Below are 4093 nucleotides of genomic sequence, written 5' to 3' on the forward strand. Positions count from 1 at the left end.
ATTTCCTTTGGCGAGAAAATGGCCGAATTATAACAGCTGGCCATCTAATCTGAGAAATTGCACTTATTATCCGAATTTAGGATACATTAATTTTTTAGCGCAGCTTTTCTTGCAAGTTCTTTTATATCTTCATCAATATTGTCATCAAAAGACATTGAATAAATTCTCCAACCTTCTTTCACTTTAAAAAATTGAAATTAAAAACGAATAGGCTGCCTATCGTAAGTTACTAGGTAAGTTACATGAACAAAAAGCTCCCCAACTTTATAATCAGAAACCCTATTAATGAAATTAATTTCACCAACAAGATCATCAAGTGAGGATAGCTGTGTTTTTATCTGTTTTACCTGATCAGGTATCGACGACACATATTTATTACTTGCGTAAATGGAGTCAACAGCATCGCTTATTTTTTCATCAGCGTACAATTCAAAAAATTTATCAACTTCTTCTTGGTAATTGTTAGCACTGACACCCGATGAGAGTAGAAGTAAAGCAGCAAATATTATTTTCATTTTTAACATTCCTTATTGTTTCTAATATAAAAACACACTCTTTAAAGTAAATAAAGTTATAAAATACGGCAAGTTACATTTTGCTCTTTACTCTATTCGTTGCAACGCTGTTGGCGGGGTCGTCTGGCCAAAAATGTTTAGGGTAGCGGCCTTTCATTTCCTTTTGCACATCGCGGTAACTGCTAGCCCAAAAATGCGCTAAGTCTTGAGTAAGTTGCAGTGAGCGTTTACCTGGCGATTGTAACTCCATAAGCAGTGGTAGTTTACCGTTGGCAAGCATAGGCGTACTCGTTAAACCATATACTTCTTGCATGCGAACGCTTAGTTTTGCGGGGCCATCAAGCTGATATTCTATTTTTACATTTGAGCCACTTGGAACAGTTAAACGCAGCGGTAACAATGCTTTTAACGCCGTTTGTTGCTGCCAATCAAAGCAGTTTTGTAATGCCTCAAAGTAGTTAAACTTTTTAAGCTGCGTGAGCGTTTTAATATCTTCTAAAAACACGCCTAACCACTGCGCTGCATTTTGAATAAGTTGTTGCTCGTTTATTTGTGGAAATTTATCGGGCAATAACTTACTTGCTAAGCTCATACGTATCAGCAATTGCTGCGCATCAGGTTGCTCGTTAAATAATGCAAAACCGTGTTTTGTAAATAAGTTAAGCCACGCTTTGGCACGCTCGCTTTTGTCTAATTTGTGTTTACTAGGCTGGCTGGTAAGCGTTATAGCACCAAGCTTTACTTCATCTTGATGAATAAAGCGTGCGGCTTTTTCGTCAAATTCGCAGCGAGTAAGCTCGCTAAATAAATGCGGTAAATAGTCTTGTAACTCAAATGGGTTAAGCGCGGTGGCTGCAAATATACGCCCTCCTTTGTGCCCGCCCATGGTTGCTATAGCTAAGTAATCGTCGTTGTGCCAGTAATCGGCATTTAACTCAGCACCTGCACCATTGGCAAGTAGGTAACCATTACCGCGTTTTTTAGCAATACGATCGGGATAAGCAAGTGCCACCAGCAAACTTATATAATGCGTATTTAATTCGCTGTTATCGTCTTTTACTTTTAAGCGGCTTTGCCAATATTTTAACTGTTGCTTAAATACTGGATGCGGACGTTGCTGTTGGCTATGCAGCGCTAAACTCAACTCGTTTGCACTGCTTACTCTACTCTCAAGTAAGGCAACTAAATAAATAGCGAGCCTAAAAATACCAGGGAGTTGGTCATCAAGTATTTGTGCTTTTAATAGCATATGCGCCAAACGAATATCAGCACCAAAACCTAACATTTTACCGCCAAGTGGTGTTAGCTTGCCTTTACTATCGATGGCTTCAAGCATATTAAGTAAGTTGCTTGCCTGTACACATTGCTGCTCGGTAGGTTTATCAAGCAAAGTTAATTCATCAATACTGGCTCCCCACTGCTTTGCCTCAAGCATAAATTGGCTTATGTCTGATGTGAGTATTTCGGGGTTGTCGTGGCTATTGCGTCGCTCAAAGGTTTGTTTTGAACCCAGCCTATACACAATGCCTGGCTCTATTCGTCCTGCACGCCCTGCGCGCTGCACAGCAGACGATCGCGATATACTTTGCGTTGTAAGCTCAGTTACCCCTGTTTTTAAATTAAAGGTAGCCGCACGGCGCTTACCGCTGTCAATTACAATGCGTATACCTTCAATTGTTAAACTGGTTTCGGCTACATTAGTAGTAAGCACCACTTTACGCATACCATTTGGCGCGGGAGCAATAGCGGCTTGCTGATTGGCTTTATCTTGCTCTCCAAATAGCGTTGCTACAGTGCAGTTACTGGGTAAATCGCTAAGTGCTTGCTGCACCCGTAGTATTTCAAATTGCCCAGGTAAAAATACCAATGCACTGCCTGTTTGCTCATTAAGCGCTTGTTTTATTATGCTAGGAATTGCATCAAGCCAGCGGCTTTCATCTTTTATGGGTATGTAGACTTCGTCTATTGGGTAGCTACGCCCGCTTGACTGAATAACTGGGCAGTCAAAAAATGCGGTGTAACGCTCGGTATCAAGGGTTGCCGACATAAGCATTATGGTTAAGTCTTCACGCAGTGCACTTTGAGTTTCTAGCGCAAAGGCAAGTGAGGTATCAGCTGCAATTGAGCGCTCATGAAATTCATCAAATATAAGTAAATCAATATCGCTTAATTCAGGGTCGTTTTGCAGCATGCGCGTAAGCATGCCTTCGGTGACTATTTCAAGGCGCGTATTAGCGCTTACTCTACTCTCGCCTCTAATCCGCAAACCCACACTTTGCCCAACACTCTCGTTTTGGCACTTTGCTAAATAACTGGCAATATTACGTGCAGCTAAACGGCGCGGCTCTAGCATTACAATGCGTTTAAAATGCCCGTCGCGCATAAGTTGTAGCGGCAACCACGTAGATTTGCCCGCACCAGGCGGCGCTTGTAATAACGTAATAGGATTACGTTGTAATGTAGTAACGAGTTGTTGATATATGTCTTGAACCGGCAGCACAGCTATTTACCCTAAATTGCTTTGCAGGCATTGTAACAAAAAACCAAAGCCTAGCTGCGATTGATGTTTATTAATAATTGCTATTAACTACCCGATACCATTCTAATTCGATCAGCAGGTACGCGTAATTGCTCCATTAAGTAAGTTTTAAATGAGGCTTCGTAAGGCTGCTCATCGACCGCTTTTTGCATGCATAACAACCATGCATCGCTTTCATCAACACCTACATGTAAATGCTTATGTGCTTGAGGAATATTTATACTGCCAAAATGCTCAGCGTATAATTTAGGGCCGCCTAGCCAGCCCGACAAAAAGTAAGCGAGCTTTTTACGCGATGCCGATAAATCTTTTGAGTGCATGCCCCTTATATGTTCAGCCTCTTTTAAAGTTTCCATATTATCGTAAAACGCATTCACCAGTTGTGTAATACCTGCTAATTCGCCTGCCATTTTGTACGAGTAGTCGCCCACTCCGTATTTATACGTTTTAGTATTCATAACTCACTCAAGTTAGCTGCTTTGTTTAATGCCTGCATATTAGCTTAAAACAAAAATTTAAGAATGAGTTACATCAAAGCTGCGTAACTTATGTCAGCAATAATTACAGACCGCTCTGTATATTTTTTAAGGATGTGCTCACAACATTAATCATCACTGCCTTAATAAAATTGTAAGGCCATGATTATAAACGAAAAATAAAAAATAAACTTATTGGTACACGCCTTGCTCCTTTTATACTGAACGTTAATTAAATCTAAGTAAGGAGAAACTTATGAACAGCGATCGTATGAAAGGTAATTGGAACGAACTTAAAGGTAAGGCTCAACAAAAATGGGGCGATCTTACCAACGACGATTTAGACAAAATTGAAGGTAGCCGTACAGAGCTAGTTGGCAAAATCCAGCAGCAGTATGGTAAATCTAAAGAAGAAGCAGAGCGTGAAGTTGATGAGTTTGAAAAAACTCACTAATCGCTAACTTTTAAAAAAACCGCCTTTTGGCTAACACCGATCAGTTAAGGTATTTTTGATCGGTTGACCGATCTTTTGGTTGCTTCACAATACCCTTATCATCTTTTGA

The 4093-nt window shown here is 40.4% G+C and carries 4 protein-coding genes; 1 reads left to right on the forward strand and 3 read right to left on the reverse strand.

The window, feature by feature from the left end:
* Positions 1 to 197: 197 nt before the first annotated feature.
* The 3 genes from GQR55_RS19695 to GQR55_RS19705 form a co-directional block, all read right to left on the reverse strand.
* Entirely contained in the window at positions 198 to 515 is a 318-nt protein-coding gene (locus GQR55_RS19695) for a hypothetical protein (protein ID WP_166421929.1), read from the reverse strand.
* A gap of 73 nt (positions 516 to 588) precedes the next feature.
* Positions 589 to 3015: an ATP-dependent helicase HrpB gene (hrpB, locus tag GQR55_RS19700; protein ID WP_166421930.1), complete on the reverse strand. Its 2427-nt coding sequence runs from the start codon at positions 3013 to 3015 to the stop codon at positions 589 to 591.
* A gap of 83 nt (positions 3016 to 3098) precedes the next feature.
* Positions 3099 to 3512, reverse strand: a complete 414-nt coding sequence (locus GQR55_RS19705; protein WP_166421931.1) for a group II truncated hemoglobin — start codon at positions 3510 to 3512, stop codon at positions 3099 to 3101.
* Between the two features lie 274 nt (positions 3513 to 3786).
* On the opposite strand from GQR55_RS19705, the gene GQR55_RS19710 reads away from it, so the two are divergent.
* A complete protein-coding gene (locus tag GQR55_RS19710) occupies positions 3787 to 3984 on the forward strand; it encodes a CsbD family protein (protein WP_008132353.1) in 198 nt (65 codons plus the stop codon).
* Positions 3985 to 4093 lie beyond the last annotated feature (109 nt).

It is taken from the genome of Pseudoalteromonas sp. Z1A8, from assembly GCF_011378855.1.
GTDB lineage: Bacteria > Pseudomonadota > Gammaproteobacteria > Enterobacterales > Alteromonadaceae > Pseudoalteromonas.

What these genes read in the sequence shown, in the direction of transcription:
- GQR55_RS19710 (WP_008132353.1), top strand. Translation starts at nt 3,787, where the DNA reads ATGAACAGCGATCGTATGAAAGGTAATTGGAACGAACTTAAAGGTAAG.
- GQR55_RS19695 (WP_166421929.1), bottom strand. Translation starts at nt 515, where the DNA reads ATGAAAATAATATTTGCTGCTTTACTTCTACTCTCATCGGGTGTCAGT.
- GQR55_RS19705 (WP_166421931.1), bottom strand. Translation starts at nt 3,512, where the DNA reads ATGAATACTAAAACGTATAAATACGGAGTGGGCGACTACTCGTACAAA.